At 46.8% G+C, this 19,913-nt stretch carries 16 protein-coding genes; 10 read left to right on the top strand and 6 right to left on the bottom strand.

The window, feature by feature from the left end; genetic code table 11:
• Window positions 1–20: 20 nt before the first annotated feature.
• Window positions 21–1,322: a phenylacetate--CoA ligase family protein gene (locus BQ7480_RS13285; RefSeq protein WP_072543243.1), complete on the top strand. Its 1,302-nt coding sequence runs from the start codon at window positions 21–23 to the stop codon at window positions 1,320–1,322.
• Window positions 1,323–1,339: 17 nt separating this feature from the next.
• On the top strand, window positions 1,340–1,756 hold the full coding sequence (locus BQ7480_RS13280; protein WP_022353609.1) for a hypothetical protein: 417 nt from the start codon (window positions 1,340–1,342) through the stop codon (window positions 1,754–1,756).
• A 160-nt stretch (window positions 1,757–1,916) separates the two neighbouring features.
• Here the strand turns inward: BQ7480_RS13280 and BQ7480_RS13275 are convergent, their stop codons facing one another.
• Entirely contained in the window at window positions 1,917–4,121 is a 2,205-nt protein-coding gene (locus tag BQ7480_RS13275) for a sodium-translocating pyrophosphatase (RefSeq protein WP_072543242.1), read from the bottom strand.
• A 299-nt stretch (window positions 4,122–4,420) separates the two neighbouring features.
• Between BQ7480_RS13275 and BQ7480_RS13270 the strand changes: the two genes are divergently transcribed.
• From BQ7480_RS13270 to mobV, 4 genes are all read left to right on the top strand, one after another.
• On the top strand, window positions 4,421–5,650 hold the full coding sequence (locus BQ7480_RS13270) for a site-specific integrase (RefSeq protein WP_072543241.1): 1,230 nt from the start codon (window positions 4,421–4,423) through the stop codon (window positions 5,648–5,650).
• Window positions 5,647–6,018, top strand: a complete 372-nt coding sequence (locus BQ7480_RS13265) for a hypothetical protein (protein ID WP_022383915.1) — start codon at window positions 5,647–5,649, stop codon at window positions 6,016–6,018. The genes BQ7480_RS13270 and BQ7480_RS13265 overlap by 4 nt, the downstream gene beginning before the upstream one ends.
• A 633-nt stretch (window positions 6,019–6,651) precedes the next feature.
• The gene (locus BQ7480_RS17830; RefSeq protein ID WP_139255781.1) at window positions 6,652–6,834 is read left to right on the top strand and encodes a hypothetical protein; all 183 of its coding nucleotides are present in this window, start codon (window positions 6,652–6,654) and stop codon (window positions 6,832–6,834) included.
• A gap of 228 nt (window positions 6,835–7,062) precedes the next feature.
• A complete protein-coding gene (mobV, locus tag BQ7480_RS13255; protein ID WP_072543239.1) occupies window positions 7,063–8,433 on the top strand; it encodes a MobV family relaxase in 1,371 nt (456 codons plus the stop codon).
• 68 nt (window positions 8,434–8,501) lie between these two features.
• Here mobV and BQ7480_RS13250 read toward each other — a convergent pair whose 3' ends face one another.
• The 4 genes from BQ7480_RS13250 to BQ7480_RS13235 are packed head-to-tail and all read right to left on the bottom strand — an operon-like array spanning window position 8,502 to window position 12,210.
• On the bottom strand, window positions 8,502–9,491 hold the full coding sequence (locus BQ7480_RS13250; RefSeq protein WP_235816741.1) for a restriction endonuclease subunit S: 990 nt from the start codon (window positions 9,489–9,491) through the stop codon (window positions 8,502–8,504).
• Window positions 9,374–10,099 (bottom strand): restriction endonuclease subunit S, encoded by a 726-nt coding sequence (locus BQ7480_RS18260; protein ID WP_072543237.1) that lies wholly within the window; start codon window positions 10,097–10,099, stop codon window positions 9,374–9,376. The genes BQ7480_RS13250 and BQ7480_RS18260 overlap by 118 nt, the downstream gene beginning before the upstream one ends.
• Entirely contained in the window at window positions 10,080–12,002 is a 1,923-nt protein-coding gene (locus BQ7480_RS13240; protein WP_072543236.1) for an HsdM family class I SAM-dependent methyltransferase, read from the bottom strand. The genes BQ7480_RS18260 and BQ7480_RS13240 overlap by 20 nt, the downstream gene beginning before the upstream one ends.
• Window positions 11,983–12,210, bottom strand: a complete 228-nt coding sequence (locus BQ7480_RS13235; protein ID WP_072543235.1) for a helix-turn-helix domain-containing protein — start codon at window positions 12,208–12,210, stop codon at window positions 11,983–11,985. Before BQ7480_RS13235 ends, BQ7480_RS13240 begins: the two co-directional genes overlap by 20 nt.
• A 748-nt stretch (window positions 12,211–12,958) precedes the next feature.
• Here BQ7480_RS13235 and BQ7480_RS13230 point away from each other — a divergent pair.
• The 4 genes from BQ7480_RS13230 to BQ7480_RS13215 all read left to right on the top strand — a co-directional run bounded on the left by BQ7480_RS13230 (window position 12,959) and on the right by BQ7480_RS13215 (window position 18,921).
• Window positions 12,959–15,214: an aconitate hydratase gene (locus tag BQ7480_RS13230; RefSeq protein WP_072543234.1), complete on the top strand. Its 2,256-nt coding sequence runs from the start codon at window positions 12,959–12,961 to the stop codon at window positions 15,212–15,214.
• Between the two features lie 7 nt (window positions 15,215–15,221).
• Window positions 15,222–16,487: an NADP-dependent isocitrate dehydrogenase gene (gene icd / locus BQ7480_RS13225; RefSeq protein WP_072543233.1), complete on the top strand. Its 1,266-nt coding sequence runs from the start codon at window positions 15,222–15,224 to the stop codon at window positions 16,485–16,487.
• A gap of 49 nt (window positions 16,488–16,536) precedes the next feature.
• Window positions 16,537–17,877 carry a citrate/2-methylcitrate synthase gene (locus tag BQ7480_RS13220; RefSeq protein WP_022353614.1) on the top strand — a complete coding sequence of 447 codons (1,341 nt, stop codon included), beginning with the start codon at window positions 16,537–16,539 and terminating at the stop codon, window positions 17,875–17,877.
• 126 nt (window positions 17,878–18,003) lie between these two features.
• Entirely contained in the window at window positions 18,004–18,921 is a 918-nt protein-coding gene (locus BQ7480_RS13215; protein WP_022353615.1) for a DMT family transporter, read from the top strand.
• A gap of 25 nt (window positions 18,922–18,946) precedes the next feature.
• Here the strand turns inward: BQ7480_RS13215 and BQ7480_RS18255 are convergent.
• Window positions 18,947–19,913, bottom strand: a 967-nt coding sequence (locus BQ7480_RS18255) for a DUF3362 domain-containing protein (protein ID WP_235816687.1), incomplete at its 5' end; no start/stop codon positions are given.

Below are 19,913 nucleotides of genomic sequence, written 5' to 3'. Positions count from 1 at the left end.
AAAATAAAGAAAAACACACTATGATTTGGAATCCGAACAAAGAATGTATGCCGCGTGAACAGATGCGTGAGCTGCAGGGGAAACGTTTGTGCAAACTGGTGCAGTATGTGTACCATAATGTGCCTTTCTATCGGCACAAGATGCAGGAGATGGACCTCACTCCTGATGACATCCGGGAAATTGAGGACATCACGAAACTGCCTTTTACCACCAAACAGGATTTGCGGGACAATTATCCGTACGGGCTGATGGCGGCTCCTCTTTCGGAAGTGGTGCGTGTGCATGCTTCTTCCGGAACAACTGGTAACCCGACCATCGTGGGATACACCCGCCGTGACTTGTCTATCTGGTCGGAGGTGATGTCACGTTGTCTTTCGGCATACGGGGTGACTCGGGAAGATACTTTTTCCGTGAGTTACGGATATGGTCTGTTTACCGGCGGACTGGGAGCACACTATGGCGTGGAAAATCTGGGGGCAACCGTGATTCCGGCTTCTACCGGAAATACGGAAAAACATGTACGCCTGATTCGGGATTTGCATATCACGGGCATTGCCTGTACGCCTTCGTATGCCTTGTATCTGGCAGAGGTGGTGGAACGGATGGGTATCCGCAAGGAAGAACTGGGATTGCGTATCGGTGCTTTCGGAGCAGAACCTTGGACGGAAAACATGCGTCAGGAAATCCAGAGCCGTTTGGGGTTGAAGGGCTACAACATTTATGGATTGAGCGAGATTATGGGGCCGGGCGTGTCTTACGAATGCCAGGAGCAGTATGGTTCCCATATCAATGAGGACCATTTCTATCCGGAAATCATCGACCCTGTGACGTGTCAGAACCTGCCGTATGGCACGCAGGGAGAGCTGGTGTTTACCACATTGACCAAGGAGGGCATGCCGCTGCTCCGCTATCGCACCAAAGACCTGACTTCCCTGATTGCTGACCCGTGTCCTTGCGGACGTACCAGCGTGCGTATGACGCCGATTATGGGTCGAAGCGACGATATGCTGATTATCCGGGGTATCAATGTCTTCCCGTCACAGGTGGAAAGTGTGATTTTGGGCATGAAGGAATTTGAACCGCAGTATCTGCTGGTGGTCGACCGCAAGAACAACCTCGATACGCTGGAAGTACAGGTGGAAGTGCGCCGCGACTTTTTCAGCGACGACATCGGTTCCATGCTGAGGCTGAAGAAGACCCTGTCCGACCGCTTGAAGAGTGTGCTCTCCATCAGTGCGGAAGTCAAACTGGTGGAACCGAACAGCATAGCCCGTAGCCAGGGCAAGTCCAAACGTGTGATTGATAACCGAGTATTGGTGTAATTAAAGGAAGTGAATCTATGATAATCAAACAATTATCCGTTTTTCTGGAAAATAAGACCGGAAGAATCAATGACGTGGTGCATGCGTTGGGAGCAAATGGTATCAATATGCATGCCTTCAGTATGGCCGAGACTGCCGATTTCGGTATTTTACGCCTGATTGTTTCCGATGTGGAGAAAGCAGTCGAGGTGCTCCGGGCAAAAGATTTTGCCGTGATGTCGACCGATGTGGTCTGTCTGTCGTGTGACAATGTGCCCGGCTCGCTGGCTGTGGTATTGGAATATCTGGCCGAAGAGCAGATTTTCATTGAATACATGTATGCGTTTGCCCAGGCCGACCAGGCCCATGTAGTTATCAAACCCAATGATATGGCACACTGTCTGAAGGTGCTCGAAGCGCATCATTGCCGTGTGCTGGGGAAAGATGAACTTTAGGGGAAAGAACTGTCTGTAAAGATAAAGTAAAAAATCTCCTGCTTTCAGCCGGAAGGTTCGAATGAACTGAGGCTGAGCAGGAGATTTTTTGTATGGTTATCATTCAGTTTCCATTCCTCGATTGGAGGTCGCATTTCTATATTGTTGCTGGGTAGTCTGCTTAGAACAAGCTCCAGGAGACGGTCAGTCCGGCCATGACGATGGCCACCATGCTCATCAGTTTGATGAGGATGTTCAGGCTCGGACCGGAAGTGTCCTTGAACGGGTCGCCCACCGTATCGCCTACCACGGTGGCCCGGTGTACTTCGCTGCCTTTCCCGCCAAAGTTGCCTTCTTCCACGTATTTCTTTGCATTGTCCCAGGCACCGCCGGAGTTAGCCATGAAGATGGCCAGGATAAAGCCCGATGACAATCCCCCTATCAGCAGTCCGATGACGCCCGGTACCCCGAACAGCAGTCCCGTCACAATGGGAGCGATGATGGCCAGCAGAGAAGGAAATACCATTTCTTTCTGGGCACCCAGTGTGGAGATTTGTACGCAGCGGGCATAATCCGGTTCCGCCTTGCCTTCCAGAATCCCTTTGATTTCACGGAACTGCCGGCGCACTTCTTCTACCATGTGGGCTGCGGCTCTGCCCACCGCATTCATGGTCAGTCCGCAGAACAGAAAGGCCATCATGCTGCCGATAAACATTCCGGACAGTACTTTCGGATTCATCAGTGTGACATCGTAGTACATCATGAAATCCGTGAATCCGGCTTCGTGAATGACGACCTCCAGTCCGTTGGGAAGTTCCAGTATCGTAGTACCGATGCGTTCCAGTCCGATACGGATTTCTTCGATGTAAGAAGCCAGCAGTGCCAGTCCGGTCAGGGCAGCCGAGCCGATGGCAAATCCTTTTCCAGTGGCTGCCGTGGTATTTCCCAAGGAATCCAGCGCATCAGTCCGTTTGCGTACTTCTTCTCCCAGGCCGCTCATCTCGGCATTGCCTCCGGCGTTGTCGGCTATCGGACCATACGCGTCTGTAGCCAACGTAATGCCTAAGGTGGACAACATGCCCACCGCCGCAATGCCGATGCCGTAGAGTCCCATACTGATGTTCGTGAAGTCAAATCCCGAGGCCAGCCAGTAGGACAGGATGATACCAGCTACGACGGCAATGACCGGAATCGTGGTAGATACCATGCCGAGTCCGATGCCCGAGATGATGACCGTGGCCGGTCCGGTCTTGCCGCTTTCCGCCAGTTCCCGGGTCGGCTTGTAGGATTGAGAGGTATAGAATTCCGTCGATTGTCCGATGATGACTCCCACCACCAGTCCGATGACAACGGCACAGGAGATATAGAGCCAGTTTTCCAGTTGCAACAGCCAAAGAATCACGAAAGTGGCGATGACAATCAGTCCCGCGCTGAGGTTGGTACCCGTTGACAAGGCCCGGAGCAGTTCCCTCATGCTAGCGTCCTCTTTGGTACGTACGGCAAAAATACCGATGATGGACAAGAGGATACCGACTGCTGCAATCAACATCGGGGCAATGACTGCCTTGAACTGCATGACCGTATCGCCGGTTCCGATGTAGGCCGCCGCTCCCAAGGCCGCTGTGGCCAGAATGGACCCGCAATAAGATTCATAGAGGTCGGCTCCCATTCCGGCCACATCGCCTACATTGTCACCTACGTTGTCGGCAATGGTCGCCGGGTTACGCGGGTCGTCTTCCGGGATACCCGCTTCCACTTTCCCCACCAGGTCGGCTCCCACGTCGGCTGCCTTCGTGTAAATGCCTCCTCCTACACGGGCAAAGAGGGCCTGTGTGGAGGCTCCCATACCAAAGGTCAGCATGGTGGTGGTAATGATGCACAGTTTGGCGGTCGGATTCAGGGCATCTTCCGGGATGCATTGTTCCAGCAACAGGTACCAGAAAGAAATGTCGAATAATCCCAGTCCGACCACTACCAGCCCCATGACGGCTCCGCTGCGGAAGGCTACTTTCAGGCCTTTGTTCAGGGAGTTCCGGGCCGCATGCGCCGTGCGTGCCGAAGCGTAGGTAGCCGTTTTCATGCCCAGGTAACCCGACAGGCCGGAAAAGAATCCTCCCGTCAGGAAGGCCACAGGAACCCAGTGGTTTTGCAGGTTGAACCCGTAGGCCATGATGGCAAACAGCACCGCCAAGGCGATAAACACAATTGTGACGATTTTATATTGCTGTTTCAGGTACGACATGGCTCCTTGCCGCACGTACGAAGCGATGCGTGCCATGGCAGGAGTACCTTCGCTTTCCTGTTTCATCTGCCGGTAGAAATATCCGGCAAGTGCCAATGCCAGCAGCGATGCGGCCGGTATCAGCCAGAAGAGGGATGTTTCCATAATATCTTGATATAAGAGTTTCCTCAAACTTACAAAAAATCTCTGGAATATCCGCCGAATTGCAGCAGATTAACGCAACAGGATTTGATAATTAGGGAGTTAGAAGAAAAACGCAGAAGTTGGGCAGACAGTTGAAAACCGTCTTAAAGCAGATTAAAGCAAAAGAACGGTTTCCTAATCATTACCCGATGAAAGTGCAGATTTAACAGTCCCTGTTTCATTTTGCGGCGTTCTGCGCAGCTTTGCTTATCAATAGGTAACTCGTTGATTTATAGTTTTGCAACCAAAAAGAAACGAGTATGGCAAGAAGCACATTCAAGGTGCTGTTCTACGTGAACGGCAGTAAGGAAAAGAACGGAATTGTCCCCATCATGGGACGAGTTACAATCAACGGAACGGTAGCACAGTTCAGCTGCAAACGGACTATCCCGAAAGAGCTTTGGGATGCCAAAGGGAACAAGGCAAAGGGCAAGAGTATGGAAGCGAGGGAAACCAATCTTGTGCTTGACAACATCAAGGCTCAAATCATCAAGCATTACCAGCGTATATCCGACCGTGAAGCGTATGTAACGGCAGAAATGGTACGCAATGCCTATCAGGGATTGGGCGGTGAGTATGAAACATTGCTCGGTGCTTTCGATAAGGAAAATGAAGTGTTCAAGAAGCGTGTCGGAAAAGACAGGGTCAGGGCTACCTATACGGCAAGGGTACGGGCAAGAAACCATGTGGCGGCATTCATCAGGTCACATTACAAGCGGAACGACATCTCCATGCCTGAACTTACGCCCGACTTCATCAAGGAGTTCGCCGTGTTCCTTTCCAACGAAGCCGGACTGCACAACGGCTCGATATGGGAAAACTGCATGTGGCTGAAAGGTGTGGTGATGCGGGCACACTTCAACGGACATATACCGAGGAATCCGTTTGCCCAGTTTCATATAAGCCCGAACACGAAAGAACGTGAATATCTAACGGAGAATGAGCTGAAAACATTGATGGAATTTCAGTTCAAAGACCCCAAGAACTCCTATCTCCGTGATATTTTTGTTTTTGCCAGTTTTACTGCCCTGTCATTCGTGGACATAAAGGAATTAAGCAACGACCAGATTGTGGAAGTGAACGGTGAGAAATGGATTATTTCCAAACGACACAAGACGGGTGTACCGTTTCAGGTAAAGCTGCTGGATATTCCCTTGCAGATAATCGAGCGTTACAAGGCTTTTCAGGAAAACAATCTTGTATTTCCCAATCTCAACTATTGGTCAATATGCAAGCGTATGGGAAAGATGATAAAGGAATGCGGCATCACCAAGAAAATCAGCTTTCATTGCTCAAGGCACGGGTTTGCGACCCTGGCTCTCAGCAAAGGGATGCCAATCGAGAGCGTCAGCCGTATTTTGGGGCATACGAACATTGAGACCACGCAAATCTATGCGAAGATAACCGTGCAGAAATTGGATAATGACCTCACGATGCTGAGCGACAAACTGAGCAAATCATTCGGAAACGTGAAAATGGCAGGGATATGAAACGGGAAATAATCACAACGGACAGCTATGGTAGAATTACCATACCATCCGATACAGGTAATATATGGATGAATGAAATGGAGCTGGTGGAACTGTTCGGGGTAATCGCCCCGACGCTCCGTGCCGCCATCCGTGCCGTGTACAAGTGTGGAGTTTTGAATCCACTTGAAGCAGAAAAACGTATCAGGCTGCCCAACGGCTATTATGCGGACATGTATGCCCTGCCGATGGTGGTGGCACTCGCTTTCCGCATTGACACGTCAGGTGCCGCAATGATTCGCAATGTCCTGCTGGAAAGATTGTGCCGGCGAAAAAAGGAACAAGTCCTGCTGGTGTCAGTGAATAACAGGATGCCGTATGAATGTTAGCATGAACTTTTAATGTCCAGCCATTTGATGATTAACGGTTTAATCTGACGTAGTGACGACATGAAGTCATTAAATCCGTAAATCAGTGCGTCAGTCAATCTGTAATTATCTGCAACAACCAATCCCCGAAGACGTGCATATTCCACGACTTCGGGCTTTTTTATCTCCTTTTACCTGAAAGAGCAACCCGTTTATACTGCATTTTCTTTTGGCATGACCTATTTTGCGCCGTTCCGCATAGATTTGCGTATCAAGATTTTACCGACACTTCCGTAGCTTTGCAACCATGTTTAACCCGTTGCCGACAGAATGTAGGCAGCACTAAAACCTGTATCAAGAACATGAAGAAAAAAATCATTTGCGTAGGTACAACTCTCTACAGGATTGTAAATCGGGATTGTCATTATTCACCTATAAGGGGAATAGGACGTTACTACACGGTAAACAAAACACAGCTGGAAAAATTCTGATATTTTGATGAGATGATGAAAGTATATATAAACATAAAGAGAAACAGCAACTTACGTCTTCATCAACCTTTCAACAAGAGAATCGGGCTGATGAAAAGAGGAAGGACATATCGCACTCTACATCACTTTTCTTTTGGCGAGCGATTTGATGAAACGATGATGAATGCATATCATTTTGGTTATCAGTATATTATCCTATCACCTCATCAATTCATCGGATTTTCATCCGCCAACAAGTCTATCGAACAAACGGACGGAAGAAAATGCCACTATCCGCAGGCTGGTCGGACATCCGACCTGCTTGCTGTCCGACCAGCCGACAAGGGAAGACGTATCATATCAATGAAAAGAAAAGGTCTGCCTATACCGCTGGTACTCTCACAGGCTTTTGGAAACAAAAAAGCCATAGCTCATTAGGGCGTTTTCTTCACGCAACGCTGACGCTAATGCTAAAAACGCCCCAATGAGCCAGCGGGGTTGCACCCCTCTGGACACCCCCGTTTGCCATGCGGCATGACCGCAGCAGACGGAAACCAACAAACCAAATTGTCAAACCTGAAAACGAAAAATAAGCATGGGATATATAAGCATTCAAATCAACAAAGCGAAAGGCTCGGCTGACACGGGCGCATCCGACCACATAGAACGTAAGACCACACCCAAGAACGCAGACCCTACACGTACACATCTCAACCGTGAACTGGTGGAGTTCCCTGATGGAGTGTCCGACCGTACCGAAGCGATAAGCCACCGCATCCGCACAGCTGGCATCAAGCGGAAGATAACTCCAGACCAAGTGCGGGCAATCAGAATCGTGCTTTCGGGTACGCACGAGGATATGATGAAAATACAGGACGAGGGCAGACTTGACGAATGGTGTGATGACAACCTTCAATGGCTGCACCGTACCTTCGGCAAGGAAAATACCGTTTCGGCAGTCCTGCACATGGATGAGCACACACCGCACATTCATGCCACGGTCGTACCGATAGTAACAGGAGAGCGCAGGAAAGCCAAGAAAAAGCAGACGGAAGGTAAACGCTCCTACCGCAAGAAAGCCAATACCGTGCGCCTGTGTGCCGATGATGTGCTGACACGTGAGAAACTCGTTGCCTATCACGACAGTTACGCAAGAGTAATGGAAAAATACGGTTTGCAACGTGGCGTACGTGGCTCGGAAGCACGGCATACGACAACAGCCCAATACTACCGTGATTTGGTACGACAGACGAGTGAACTCGAAGCCAATGTGCAACAGTTACAGACTGAGCAGCAACAGGCAGAGCAACAACTTGACGAGGTAAGGCAGGAGGTCAAGTCGGAGAAACTGGAAGCTGCCAAGACGGAAGCGAAAGCCGCATTCGTGGCAAAGGTCGGTTCTCTTTTGGGCGGTGGTAAATTGAAAGAGCTGGAAGCCAACAACCGCACCCTGCAAGGCGAGGTCGCCGCCCGTGATGAGAGCATCAAGTTGTTGCAACAGCAGATGCAGCGGCAGCAAGAGGAACATAACCGCCAACTTATGGAATTGCAAGTCAAGCACCGCAGGGAGATGGCAGATAAAGAAACGGCACACCAAGAAGAAGTGTCATTCCTGAAATCAATCATCCAGAAAGCCAAGAAGTGGTTCCCGCTGTTCCAAGAGTTGGTGTACATGGAGAAGTTCTGCCTCAAAGTCGGTTTCAACGAAAGACAGACCGCCACGCTCATCAGCGGAAAGCCGCTGTTCTACGAAGGCGAACTCTATTCGGAGGAACATAACCGAAAGTTCAAGACAGAAAACGCAGGTTTCCAAGTTGTAAAAGCCCCGAAAGACAAGTCAAAACTTGTACTTTGTATCGAAGGAAAACCTATTGGAGAGTGGTTCAAAGAACAATTTAATAAATTGTTTTCTTCCGTACGCAGAACAGTTGCACCACTCAAAAAGGGTAAGGGTATGGAATTATAAACAATATCAATGGGAAATAGTAGACGTTGAGGTATACTGCCTTTTTACTATTCTCCCATTGGTCTCGCTTATAAAGTAAGTCCTAAAGTCTTGAAGTAGTTAAATATCTGTTCGTTTTCAATACGTCGCATATAATTCTCCATATATTCCCAATAAGGATTGCCGTTTTCATCCACAGGAAGAGTAAGAACCTCTTTTGCTAAACGTGTAGCACTTCTTTTGTAACCAAAATTGTATTTTCCCCTTATGCGGTCTGCTACAGTAGTGATAAACGTACCAATATATTTATTAAGATTCTCATTGTACCCCAATGTCATATCCGAAGTCGCTATAAAATCTTCTGCTTTATAAACTGAATATCCCATAGAACCTTCTCCGTTTCGGATAAAAGCTATACAATTTCCTTTTTGTACCAAATCTTTATTAGCTGTAACAAAGCAAAGCACTCCATTGTTCTGATTGGTTGCTCCAAGATAACTAATGCCGTTTTCAACTTTTTCGATATGATTAAGCCCTTTTGACTTGCCTGGTACAAGAATAGGGAATAAGTCACGAATGAGGAAGTGTTTCCAAATTACCCCCCCCATTTTACATTTGTTAACACTCATCCTATCCTTAAAGGTTTTCAACGTAGTTTTGAGGATGTCTTGTTCAATCTCCTTCATAAAGGAAGACATAAAGGCAAAGTCTATTTCTCCGGTTTGAGTTGCAGGAAGTATTAACTTTTCTCTTTTTATTCTGTTGTCATTTATTTCTCTGTTAAAACTATATTTCTCCGATAAGCGATTTATAAGCGGTAACATAAAAAGATAGGCGTATTTATCTAATCCTTCTCTTTTCAATTGAGTAACATGGTCACTTGCTACAAATTCATATTGATGAAAGAATGCACTCCCTACGCTACCGCTATTAGCTACAGTCAAACAATTAGAAAATTTTCTTACGCCGCTTTCGTTTCCAACAAATCCATCCACACCATTGTTGAGAGCGGTTGCCGAGATGTATGGAGTTCTTCCCTCTGAGTGATCGGCTTTTTTAAGCCGTTTGCCTCGCTGTATTTCCGTGAATACTTCTGTGAAATAAAATGCTTTCCAATGGGCATGAGATAATTTACCCCCCCCGTTATTATTTCGTTGATTATCAAGTATTTGCATAATTTCTCTATTGTTGGTTTTAAGATTTGTTGTTCTTTGGCTTTCATATAATCCTCCATGAATTGCCAATCGGGATTGTTATTTTCATCAATGGGAAGTAATATTCGTTGCCTTTTCAAACGTCCCGTTCCCATTTTATAACCATATCCATATTTTTCTCGTTGTTTTGTAATACACAAGGAGATAAATAAAGAAATGTATTTATTATTCTTTTTAGGGCGTAACTTCCGTGTATCATTCCCATATAAAGCCTTATATGGATGGTAAAAACAATAACCAACAGAACCATTTCTGTTTACCGAAAGACAATTACTTTCAAGCGTTTCATTACTATTTGCAACAAAGTATCCTATACCATTATTATTTGCAGTTGCTGTAATATATGGTATAAGTCCATCTAAACGTTCCCTTTCATAAATATCTCGTCCTGAAAGTATTTCAGCGACATCCTCTATAAAGAATGCATCCCAATTCCGGGAATCTAAAGAAAGATTATTCATTATTTTCTCCATCTTTTATATCTTCAAACAAATATCCTCTACCATGAGTAATCATATTAAATTCAAAGGTCAAATAATCAGCCATTGTATTCTCAAAGTCTTTCTCCGTAGGGATTTCATCATTGAAATAGTAGAACGCATGCAACCATTCATCCTCTGCCTCTATAGTGGTTTCCACACAGAATTTTGTTTCAGCCTCTATGCGTCCGAACCACACGTCAAGCAAATGTTGACGCTTATCTTTAGCACAGGCAGTTTCTTCCAGTCCGATATGCTTGCTTACAACAAACCCGTCATCCTCGAAATTGATGAATTTACATTTATGGTTTTTGTCATGAGGTATGCCAGCAGTAAATACAGCAATACATGGATTTGTTCCTACGCCGTAGAACGTATTTTTGTTGAGTGTGATAACACCTTCCAACGTATGATGTTTGAGTATGTTGTTTTTGATATTCTGTTCCTCTTTACTCTTTCCCGTTACTGAAGATTGGGGAACTATTACAATAGCCCTTGCCCCCTCAACTAATGATTCAAGCAAATGTTCCGTAAAACTGATTTCATATAAATCTGGATTACTCTTTGAACCTTGTGAATAAGGTGGGTTCATCATACCCACAGTACATCCTTTCAATTGTAATTGGCTTGGATTATGCTTTAAAAAGTCCCAATTATGCAAATTACTTTTACCATCTCCTCGAAGTATCATATTGGTTGTGGCTATAGTGAACATATAAGGTTGTAATTCAATACCAAATAACTGGTCACGTTTTATATGTCTTCTCTGAGTTTCATCTTCTGCTTGCTTAACCATCTTGTGCATGGCAGCAATAAGGAAACCTGCAGTACCGCAACAAGGATCAAGGACTTTGTCATCAACTTTCAAATCTATCAATTCGCAAAACAATTCTGTAATATGTTTTGGAGTAAGAACAATACCTAATGTCTGCCCATCCCCACCTGAATATGACATAAATTCTCCATAGAAACGTCCTAAATAGTCTTCTGCTGAGTTTTGGTAACGTATATTCTTATAGATACTATTGTAAAGAAACTCTGTGTAATGTCTTAATGGTGTCTTACCTAAAGTATCATTTTTTTCATTGATTTTCGGCGTATCTTTTATAACAGCAAATTGACTCAATAGCTTATCTCGTTTTGTATCAGGTGTTACATTAGCCCGCTGCAAGTTACTTCTTATCGCTTCGTAAATCTTTTGTCCATCAGTTTTTACATTATCTCCAATAAGAGAATCAATAGAAAATGTTTTGTATTCTATTTCTCTTAATGCCAACATAATCCCAGAAACAATCAACGGTTTTTGTTCTGTTGTCAGATTTCCGTAATTCCGCAAATCATTATGTAGTTTCTCTGCATCTTTGAGTATTTCAGCCGTTGTCTTTTCTACATCTGTTTCTTCTTTCAGGATTTCTTTCAAATAAAACTCGTCTATATTGTTTTCATTGAACGAAATAAAGGTTTCCACATCAGAAAGTTCCTGATAATCTCCACGTTCATTTATAAAAATAGGAGTTATCCGATGTCGTTTCTCATTACCTGATACACCAAATGCAAGTACCTTATGAAAAGAAGTGTGTGCAGCTAAATGAAGTCCATAGAACAAAGCGCCATTGACTGCATAGTCTTTTACACTTTTAACATCTTGTGATATTAATTTTTTGTCATTTCTGACAATATGCTTTTCAAGTGTTGCTTTATCTTCTATTACAAGCAAAAAATCTTTTACTATTCCACAATATTCAGGATAACCAACGTTTCCTGTTTGCGCTTTTGAAGCAGTTTTCAACGCTTCGTCAACTTCTTTTATATCACAACCTTGCGGTGTCAAATTTAAACCTGCTTCTTGCAATAGCCCATACACCCAAAAGTCTGTTTTAATCTCTTTTTTCGCCATTTATATAGTCTTCTTTAATTTGGTTAGGCACAAGTAAATCCCTTACATCAATATTCAGAATGTTTGCTATCTGATATAAAACAGGAATGGGAGGTTGCACCTTGTTCGTAGCATATAGATTGACCATATTGAAAGTCTTTCCAAGCCTGTTTGCTAATTCCGTTTGACTAATGCCCTTAGCATCTAATACCTCTTTTATTCGGTTCATATATGCCGTTTTTGTCTGAATTTGACAAAGGTACAAAATTTTATTTGGTAATATTGGCTTGGTATTGAAAATTGTATTATTTTTGTAGTATAAGAGTTATCGATACGTAAAGTAAAGCAGAACACAGCAATTAAGACGGTTGCCAAATCATTACCCCAAAATAAGGTAATCCTTCTAACTCGTTTAATATCAAATAGCTATATTCCTTATACAGATTTACGGAAAATCTTTGGAATAATCACATAAAATCCAGTGGATTCCGGTGGCTGAAAAGGAGGATAATGTGGCTGATGGATAGGATGATTTAAAACTATAGTGAAATAATTCGCAAAAAGCCTCGTTCTTCTTTACGTTTCCGCAGGCAGAGCCCTACGTTTCCCTTGGCGGAACCGTATGTTTCTGGTTGGGAAAACGTACGTTTCTGCTTAGGAAAACGTATGTTTCCCGCACGGGAGACATAAATCGGATAAGTCGATATTTTGATCAAGATGCTTGCATTTGTCAGATTCTCATCGTATATTGCTGGAAATTCCAGTTCTGTGAGAGAGAATAGTAAAAATATGTAAGTATTTTTCAGTTTGCAGATGGGTCTGCCCAAAAACGGCTGGAGTTCCTTCTTTGAAGATGTAGATTGTAAAGAAGATGTAACAATAAATAGCAGTTTGTTGTTTTTTTATCACTTTTAAAGACAAATTTGTGGTTTATTTTCGATATATTTGCGCACTAAGTTATAAAAAGGATTGCTCAGATGATTTATGACATGGAAATGCAGAAGACGTTCTATGCGTCGTATGCGGAAAAAGTAGGAAAAGCCCGGAAAAAACTGGGACGTGCCATGACCTTGGCCGAGAAAATATTGTATGCCCATTTGTACGACGAGCACACGATGGCTCCGTTTCGTCGGGGAGAAGAGTATGTCAATTTCCGTCCCGACCGGGTAGCCATGCAGGATGCTACGGCACAGATGGCATTGCTGCAGTTTATGAATGCCGGGAAATCTGTATCGGCAGTGCCTGCCACTGTACATTGCGACCATTTGATTCAAGCATATAAGGGAGTGGAAGAGGATTTGCCTTCCGCTTGTACCACGAATAAAGAGGTATATGACTTTTTGAAGAGTGTGGCTTCGAAATACGGTATCGGCTTCTGGAAGCCGGGAGCAGGAATCATCCATCAGGTGGTGCTTGAGAACTATGCATTCCCGGGCGGAATGATGGTGGGTACCGATTCTCATACGCCGAATGCAGGTGGCTTGGGAATGATTGCCATCGGCGTAGGTGGTGCCGACGCGGTGAACGTGATGACCGGAATGGAATGGGAACTGAAGATGCCGAAACTGATTGGCGTGAAGCTGACCGGTAAACTGAACGGTTGGGCTTCGCCGAAGGATGTGATTTTGAAGCTGGCAGGTATTCTGACCGTGAAAGGGGGAACCAATGCCATTATCGAATATTTTGGAGAAGGTACGCATTCGTTGTCGGCTACTGGGAAGGCTACCATCTGCAACATGGGAGCGGAAGTGGGGGCCACGACTTCGGTCTTCCCGTACGATGAGGAAATGAAACGCTACCTGTGTGCGACTGGCCGTGAGGAGGTTGCTTCACTGGCTGAGGCCAATGCAGCCGACTTGCAGGCGGATGCGGAAGTGGCACAGTGTCCGGAGAAATATTACGACCGGTTGATTGAAATCGACCTTTCGGCTTTGGAACCTTATGTGAACGGTCCGTTTACCCCCGATGCGGCTTGTCCGATTTCGGAATTTGCGGCCCGTGTGAAGAAGGAAGGTTTCCCGCAGAAAATGGAAGTGGGACTGATTGGCTCCTGCACCAACTCTTCTTATCAGGATTTGAGCCGTGCGGCTTCGGTAGCCCGTCAGGTAAAGGCGAAGGGACTGAAGATGCAGGCTTCGCTGATTATCAACCCAGGTTCGGAGCAGGTGTATTGCACGGCCCAGCGTGATGGCATGATTGAAGACCTGAAGAGTATCGGTGGCGTGGTGATGACCAATGCCTGTGGTCCTTGTATCGGCCAGTGGAAGCGTGTGACCGACGACCCGTTGCGGGCCAATTCCATCGTGACTTCGTTCAACCGTAACTTTGCCAAACGTGCCGACGGGAATCCGAATACGCATGCGTTTATTGCTTCACCGGAAATTGCGGTCGCTTTTGCCATTGCCGGTGACTTGTGCTTCAATCCGCTGACAGATACCCTGAAGAATGAAAAGGGCGAGGCGGTGAAACTGGATCCTCCGACAGGAGAAACTTTGCCTTTGAAAGGCTTTACGGTGGATGACAACGGGTATGTGGCTCCTTCGGCCGACGGAGGCAAGGTGGAAGTCACCATTCAGCCGGATTCACAGCGTTTGCAGAAACTGGAACCGTTTGCTCCATGGAACGGTGAAGACTTCCTGGAATTGCCGCTGCTGATTAAGACGCAGGGAAAATGTACGACCGACCATATTTCGATGGCCGGACCGTGGTTGCGTTTCCGTGGGCACTTGGAAAATATTTCCGATAACATGCTGATGGGAGCGGTCAATGCCTTCAACGGAAAGACGAACTGCGTATGGAATCAGCTGACGGGTGAGTATGAGGCGGTTTCTGCCGTGGCCAAGCAGTACAAGGCGAAGGGCATGGGCTCTATCGTCGTGGCGGAAGAAAACTATGGAGAAGGATCCAGCCGGGAACATGCAGCCATGGAACCACGTTTCCTGAACGTGCGGGTGATTCTGGCCAAAAGCTTTGCCCGTATTCATGAAACCAACCTGAAGAAACAGGGTATGCTGGCACTGACTTTTGCCGACAAGAACGATTATGACAAGGTGCGTGAACACGACCGGATTTCCATCCTGGGATTGCAGCATTTTGCACCGGGACATCCGCTGTATGCCGTATTGACACACGATGACGGCACGACGGAGACTTTCGAAGTGCTTCACACCTATAATGAAATGCAAATTAACTGGTTCAAAGCGGGTTCTGCCTTGAACACCTTTAAAAAATAAGAGAGATATGAGTAACAGCAAGATGTATATGGAAGACGGGAAACTGATGGTTCCCGACAATGTGGTGGTTCCTTTTATCGAAGGCGATGGAGTAGGCGCTGAAATTACTCCGGTATGTCAGAAAATTGTCAATGCGGCGGTAGAACTGGCCTACGTGGGCAAGCGCAGCATTGAATGGAAAGAAGTGCTGGCGGGGGGTAAGGCGTTTGAAAAGACAGGTGAATGGTTGCCGCAGGCTACGTTGGATGCATTCAAGGAATACCTGGTAGGTATCAAGGGGCCGCTCACCACTCCGGTAGGCGGAGGTATCCGTTCGTTGAATGTGGCACTGCGACAGACGCTCGACTTGTATGTCTGTCTGCGTCCGGTACGCTGGTTCAAGGGGGTAGTTTCTCCGGTAAAAGAGCCTCATAAGGTGAACATGTATATTTTCCGTGAAAATACAGAGGATATTTATGCCGGTATCGAGTGGGAACAGGGCACTCCGGAAGCGCAGAAGTTCTATAAATTTCTGCACGACGAGATGGGCGTCACCAAAGTACGTTTCCCGGAAACTTCTTCATTCGGTGTGAAACCGGTATCGAAGGAAGGAACACAGCGGTTGGTACGTGCGGCTATCCAGTTTGCACTGGACAACGGACTGCCTTCAGTGACACTGGTACATAAAGGAAACATCATGAAGTTTACCGAGGGAGGCTTCAAGCGCTGGGGATACGAAGTGGCTGAAACGGAATTCAAGGACCGTACTTTCACCATGAACGAGTATGACCGTCTGAAGAAAGACCTGGGCGAGGAATCTGCCAAGGCTGCCGTAGCCAAGGCCATCAATGAAGGCAAACTGGTGGTGAAGGACTGCATTGCCGATGCATTCCTGCAGAATACGCTGTTGCTGCCGGAAGAATATTCTGTGATTGCGACATTGAACCTGAACGGAGATTACATTTCCGACCAGCTGGCTGCCATGGTGGGCGGTATCGGCATCGCACCGGGTGCCAACATCAATTACCAGACCGGACATGCTATTTTTGAAGCGACTCACGGCACGGCGCCGAACATTGCCGGACAGGATGTGGTCAATCCTTGCTCCCTGTTGTTGTCGTCGGTGATGATGCTGGAATACATGGGCTGGAAAGAAGCTGCCCAGCTGATTGTGAATGCATTGGAAAAAGCATTCTCCAACGGAGAAGCTACGGCCGACCTAGCCCGTTTCATGCCGAAAGGAAACGCACTGGGAACAAAGGATTTTGGACAGCGAATCGTCGAACTGCTGTAAGAGCAGACGGTTCTTTTGTCGGAGTGATTAATGGATAAAAGAGTAGTTTATGAAAAAGGAATATATCGTTTACAAGCTTTCCGAATGTGCCAAGCAGGCATGCCGTATTGACAATGAACTGTTTACCAAATACAATGTGAAGCGAGGCCTTCGTAATGAAGACGGTACGGGAGTACTGGTGGGACTGACGAAGATTGGTAATGTGGTAGGGTATGAACGTACCGACCAGGGACTGAAACCGATTCCGGGCAAGTTGTTTTATCGTGGATACGACCTGGATGACATCGCCCATGCGCTGTTGCGCGAGAAACGTTTCGGCTTTGAGGAAGTGGCTTATCTGTTGCTTTCGGGGGAACTCCCGGACAGTGAACAGCTGGCTTCGTTCAAGGAACTGATTAACGACAACATGCCGCTCGACAAGAAGACCACGATGAACATCATCGACCTGGAGGGACAGAACATCATGAACATCCTGGCCCGCAGTGTGCTGGAGATGTATACGTTCGACCCGAATCCGGATGACATCTCACGCGACAACCTGATGCGTCAGTCCATCGAACTGATTTCTAAGTTCCCGACCATCATTGCGTATGCTTACAACATTTATCGTCACAGCATACACGGACGTTCCTTGCATATCCGTCACCCGCACGAGAACCTGTCGTTGGCCGAGAACTTCCTTTATATGATTAAAAAGGACTATACGCCGCTGGAAGCCCGTATGCTCGACTTGCTGTTGGTGTTGCAGGCTGAACACGGAGGTGGTAACAACTCTACGTTTACAGTACGCGTCACCAGCTCTACCCGTACGGATACCTATTCCAGCATCGCCGCCGGTATCGGTTCTTTGAAAGGTCCGTTACATGGAGGAGCCAATATTCAGGTGATCAAGATGTTCCATCATTTGAAGGAGGTGATTTCCGATTGGACGAACGTGGATGAGATTGATACGTATCTGACCCGTATGTTGAACAAGGAGGCATACGACGGCAGCGGACTGATTTACGGTATCGGTCATGCGGTGTACACCATTTCCGATCCGCGTGCGGTCTTGCTGAAGGAACTGGCCGGCGAGCTGGTGGCAGAAAAGGGATGCGAAAAGGAATTTGCTTTCCTGGAACTGTTGGAACAGCGTGCCATAGAATGTTTCAAGAAGGTGAAAGGTACCAAGAAGCAGGTATGTTCGAACGTGGACTTCTATTCGGGATTTATCTACGAAATGATGGGATTGCCGCATGAAATCTATACCCCGCTGTTTGCCATGGCCCGTATCGTAGGATGGACGGCACACCGCATTGAGGAGCTGAACTTCGAAGGTCGCCGCATCATCCGTCCGGCCTACAAGAACGTGCTGGAGGAAGTGGACTACAAGCCGATAAAAGACCGCTGATTATTGCGATGAAAATAACCGAAAGAGGCTGCAGAAACCCGAAGAAGGTTTCTGTGGCCTCTTTTGTGTTAGGTATATCGGTTTGAATTGTGTACCTTTGCGGAGTTTATTCTTACATTTCGCAGTATGAACAGTTTGAAAGGATTTTTCTATGGACTTGCCACTTCGGTGACATTCGGTTTGATACCCTTGTTTACCCTTCCGCTGATGCGGAAAGGGATGATGTTTGATTCCATTCTTTTCTATCGGTTCCTTTTTGCCACCTTTGCTTTGGGGGTGATGATGAAGGTGAAAAAGGAATCGTTTCATATAGAGCTGCGGGATATTCCGCTGTTTCTTTTGCTGGGATTGTTTTACACCGGTTCGGCCATGTTCTTGTTCTGGGGATATGGTTTTATGGGGGCGGGAGTGGCCACTACCCTGCATTTCACCTATCCGGTGTTCGTCACCTTGCTGATGTGGGTGCTGTTTCGTGAGAAGGCGTCTTGGGTGACATGGGTTGCCATTCTGCTGGCGGTGTATGGCGTGTCTGAACTTTCATTGAAAGGGGATGAATTGTCGTTTGATGTGTCGGGGGTGATTATCGTTCTCCTTTCGGCTGTATGCTATGCCAGTTATATTGTGGCAGTCAACAAATCCCGTCTGCGCGATATGAACGGGCGGAAACTGGCTTTTTATGTGTTTATTGTCAGCACGGTGATGTTTGCCGTGAAGGCGCTGACTAATCAAGGAATACAACCGGTGCCGGACGCCGTGTCGGTAGGGAATCTGGTGCTGTTGGCCGTGGTACCGACCGTCATCTCCAATATTACGCTGGTGTTGGCCGTACAGCATATCGGGGGTACACTTACCTCTGTGCTGGGAGCCATGGAGCCGGTGACGGCTGTCTGTATCGGTGCTTTGATTTTCGGCGAATCGTTTACGGCACAGGAGGCTTGGGGAATTTTTCTGATTCTGGTGGCCGTCACGTTGATTGTGCTGACCAAGACCATTCAGAAAACGTTGTCGACGGTGGTCCGTAAGATTCGTCCGCGTCATGCCTGACACGGACGAACCCCACGTGGATTCCTTATTTTCCGTATAGCTTGTTGATCAGGTCGTTCCGGCCGATTTTCCGCAGTTCATTGATGATGGCCTTACGCTCTTCAGGCTTGTACCAGAAGAAGAACATGCGCTGGGCCAGTTTTTCGCGCGGTGTTTTGGCCGAGAAGACGGGTTCCAGGGTGTAAGGATGCAGTCCGGTGTACCATGCTTCTGTGGAGACCGTCATAGGGGTCGGGGTAAAATCCTGCACCTGCTCCAGATGGAAATCCAACCGCTTGGTAATGACGGCCAGTTCGGCCATATCCTCTTCCGTACATCCGGGATGGCTGCTGATGAAGTAGGGAATAATCTGCTGCCGCAGTCCGGCTTCCTTATTGATTTTGTCGAAGATACGCTTGAACTCATAGAACTGCTCAAAGGGCGGTTTGCGCATCAGGTTGAGCACCTTGTCACTGGTATGTTCCGGTGCCACCTTCAGTCGTCCGCTTACGTGGCGTGTAATCAGTTCGCGTGTATATTCCTTGGTACTCTGGTTGGTTTTCGCGTCCTTGCTTTGGTGCAGAAGCAGGTCGTAACGCACTCCACTTCCGATAAAGCTTTTCTTGATGCCCGGCAAGCTGTCTACCGCATGATAGATTTCCAGCAGTGGATGATGGTCGGTATTCAAGTTCGGGCAGATTTTGGGGTGGATACACGACGGGCGTTTACAACGCTGACAGAGGGACGTATCTTTTCCTCCCATCTGGTACATGTTGGCAGAAGGACCTCCCAAATCACTCAGATAGCCTTTGAAGTCGGGCATTTCGGTGATGGCCTTCACTTCTTTAAGGATACTTTCCTTGCTTCGGCTGACAATGAACTTTCCCTGATGGGCCGAAATGGTACAGAAAGCGCATCCGCCAAAACAGCCCCGGTGGATGTTGACAGAGAATTTAATCATCTCGTATGCCGGAATCCGTTTGTTCTTGTATTTTGGATTCGGCATACGGGTA

Origin of the sequence: Bacteroides mediterraneensis (assembly GCF_900128455.1) — a bacterium.
GTDB classification, from domain to species: Bacteria; Bacteroidota; Bacteroidia; order Bacteroidales; family Bacteroidaceae; genus Phocaeicola; species Phocaeicola mediterraneensis.
The sequence above is the reverse complement of the archived record's forward strand: the minus strand, read 5'-3'. Positions and strand labels throughout refer to the sequence as shown.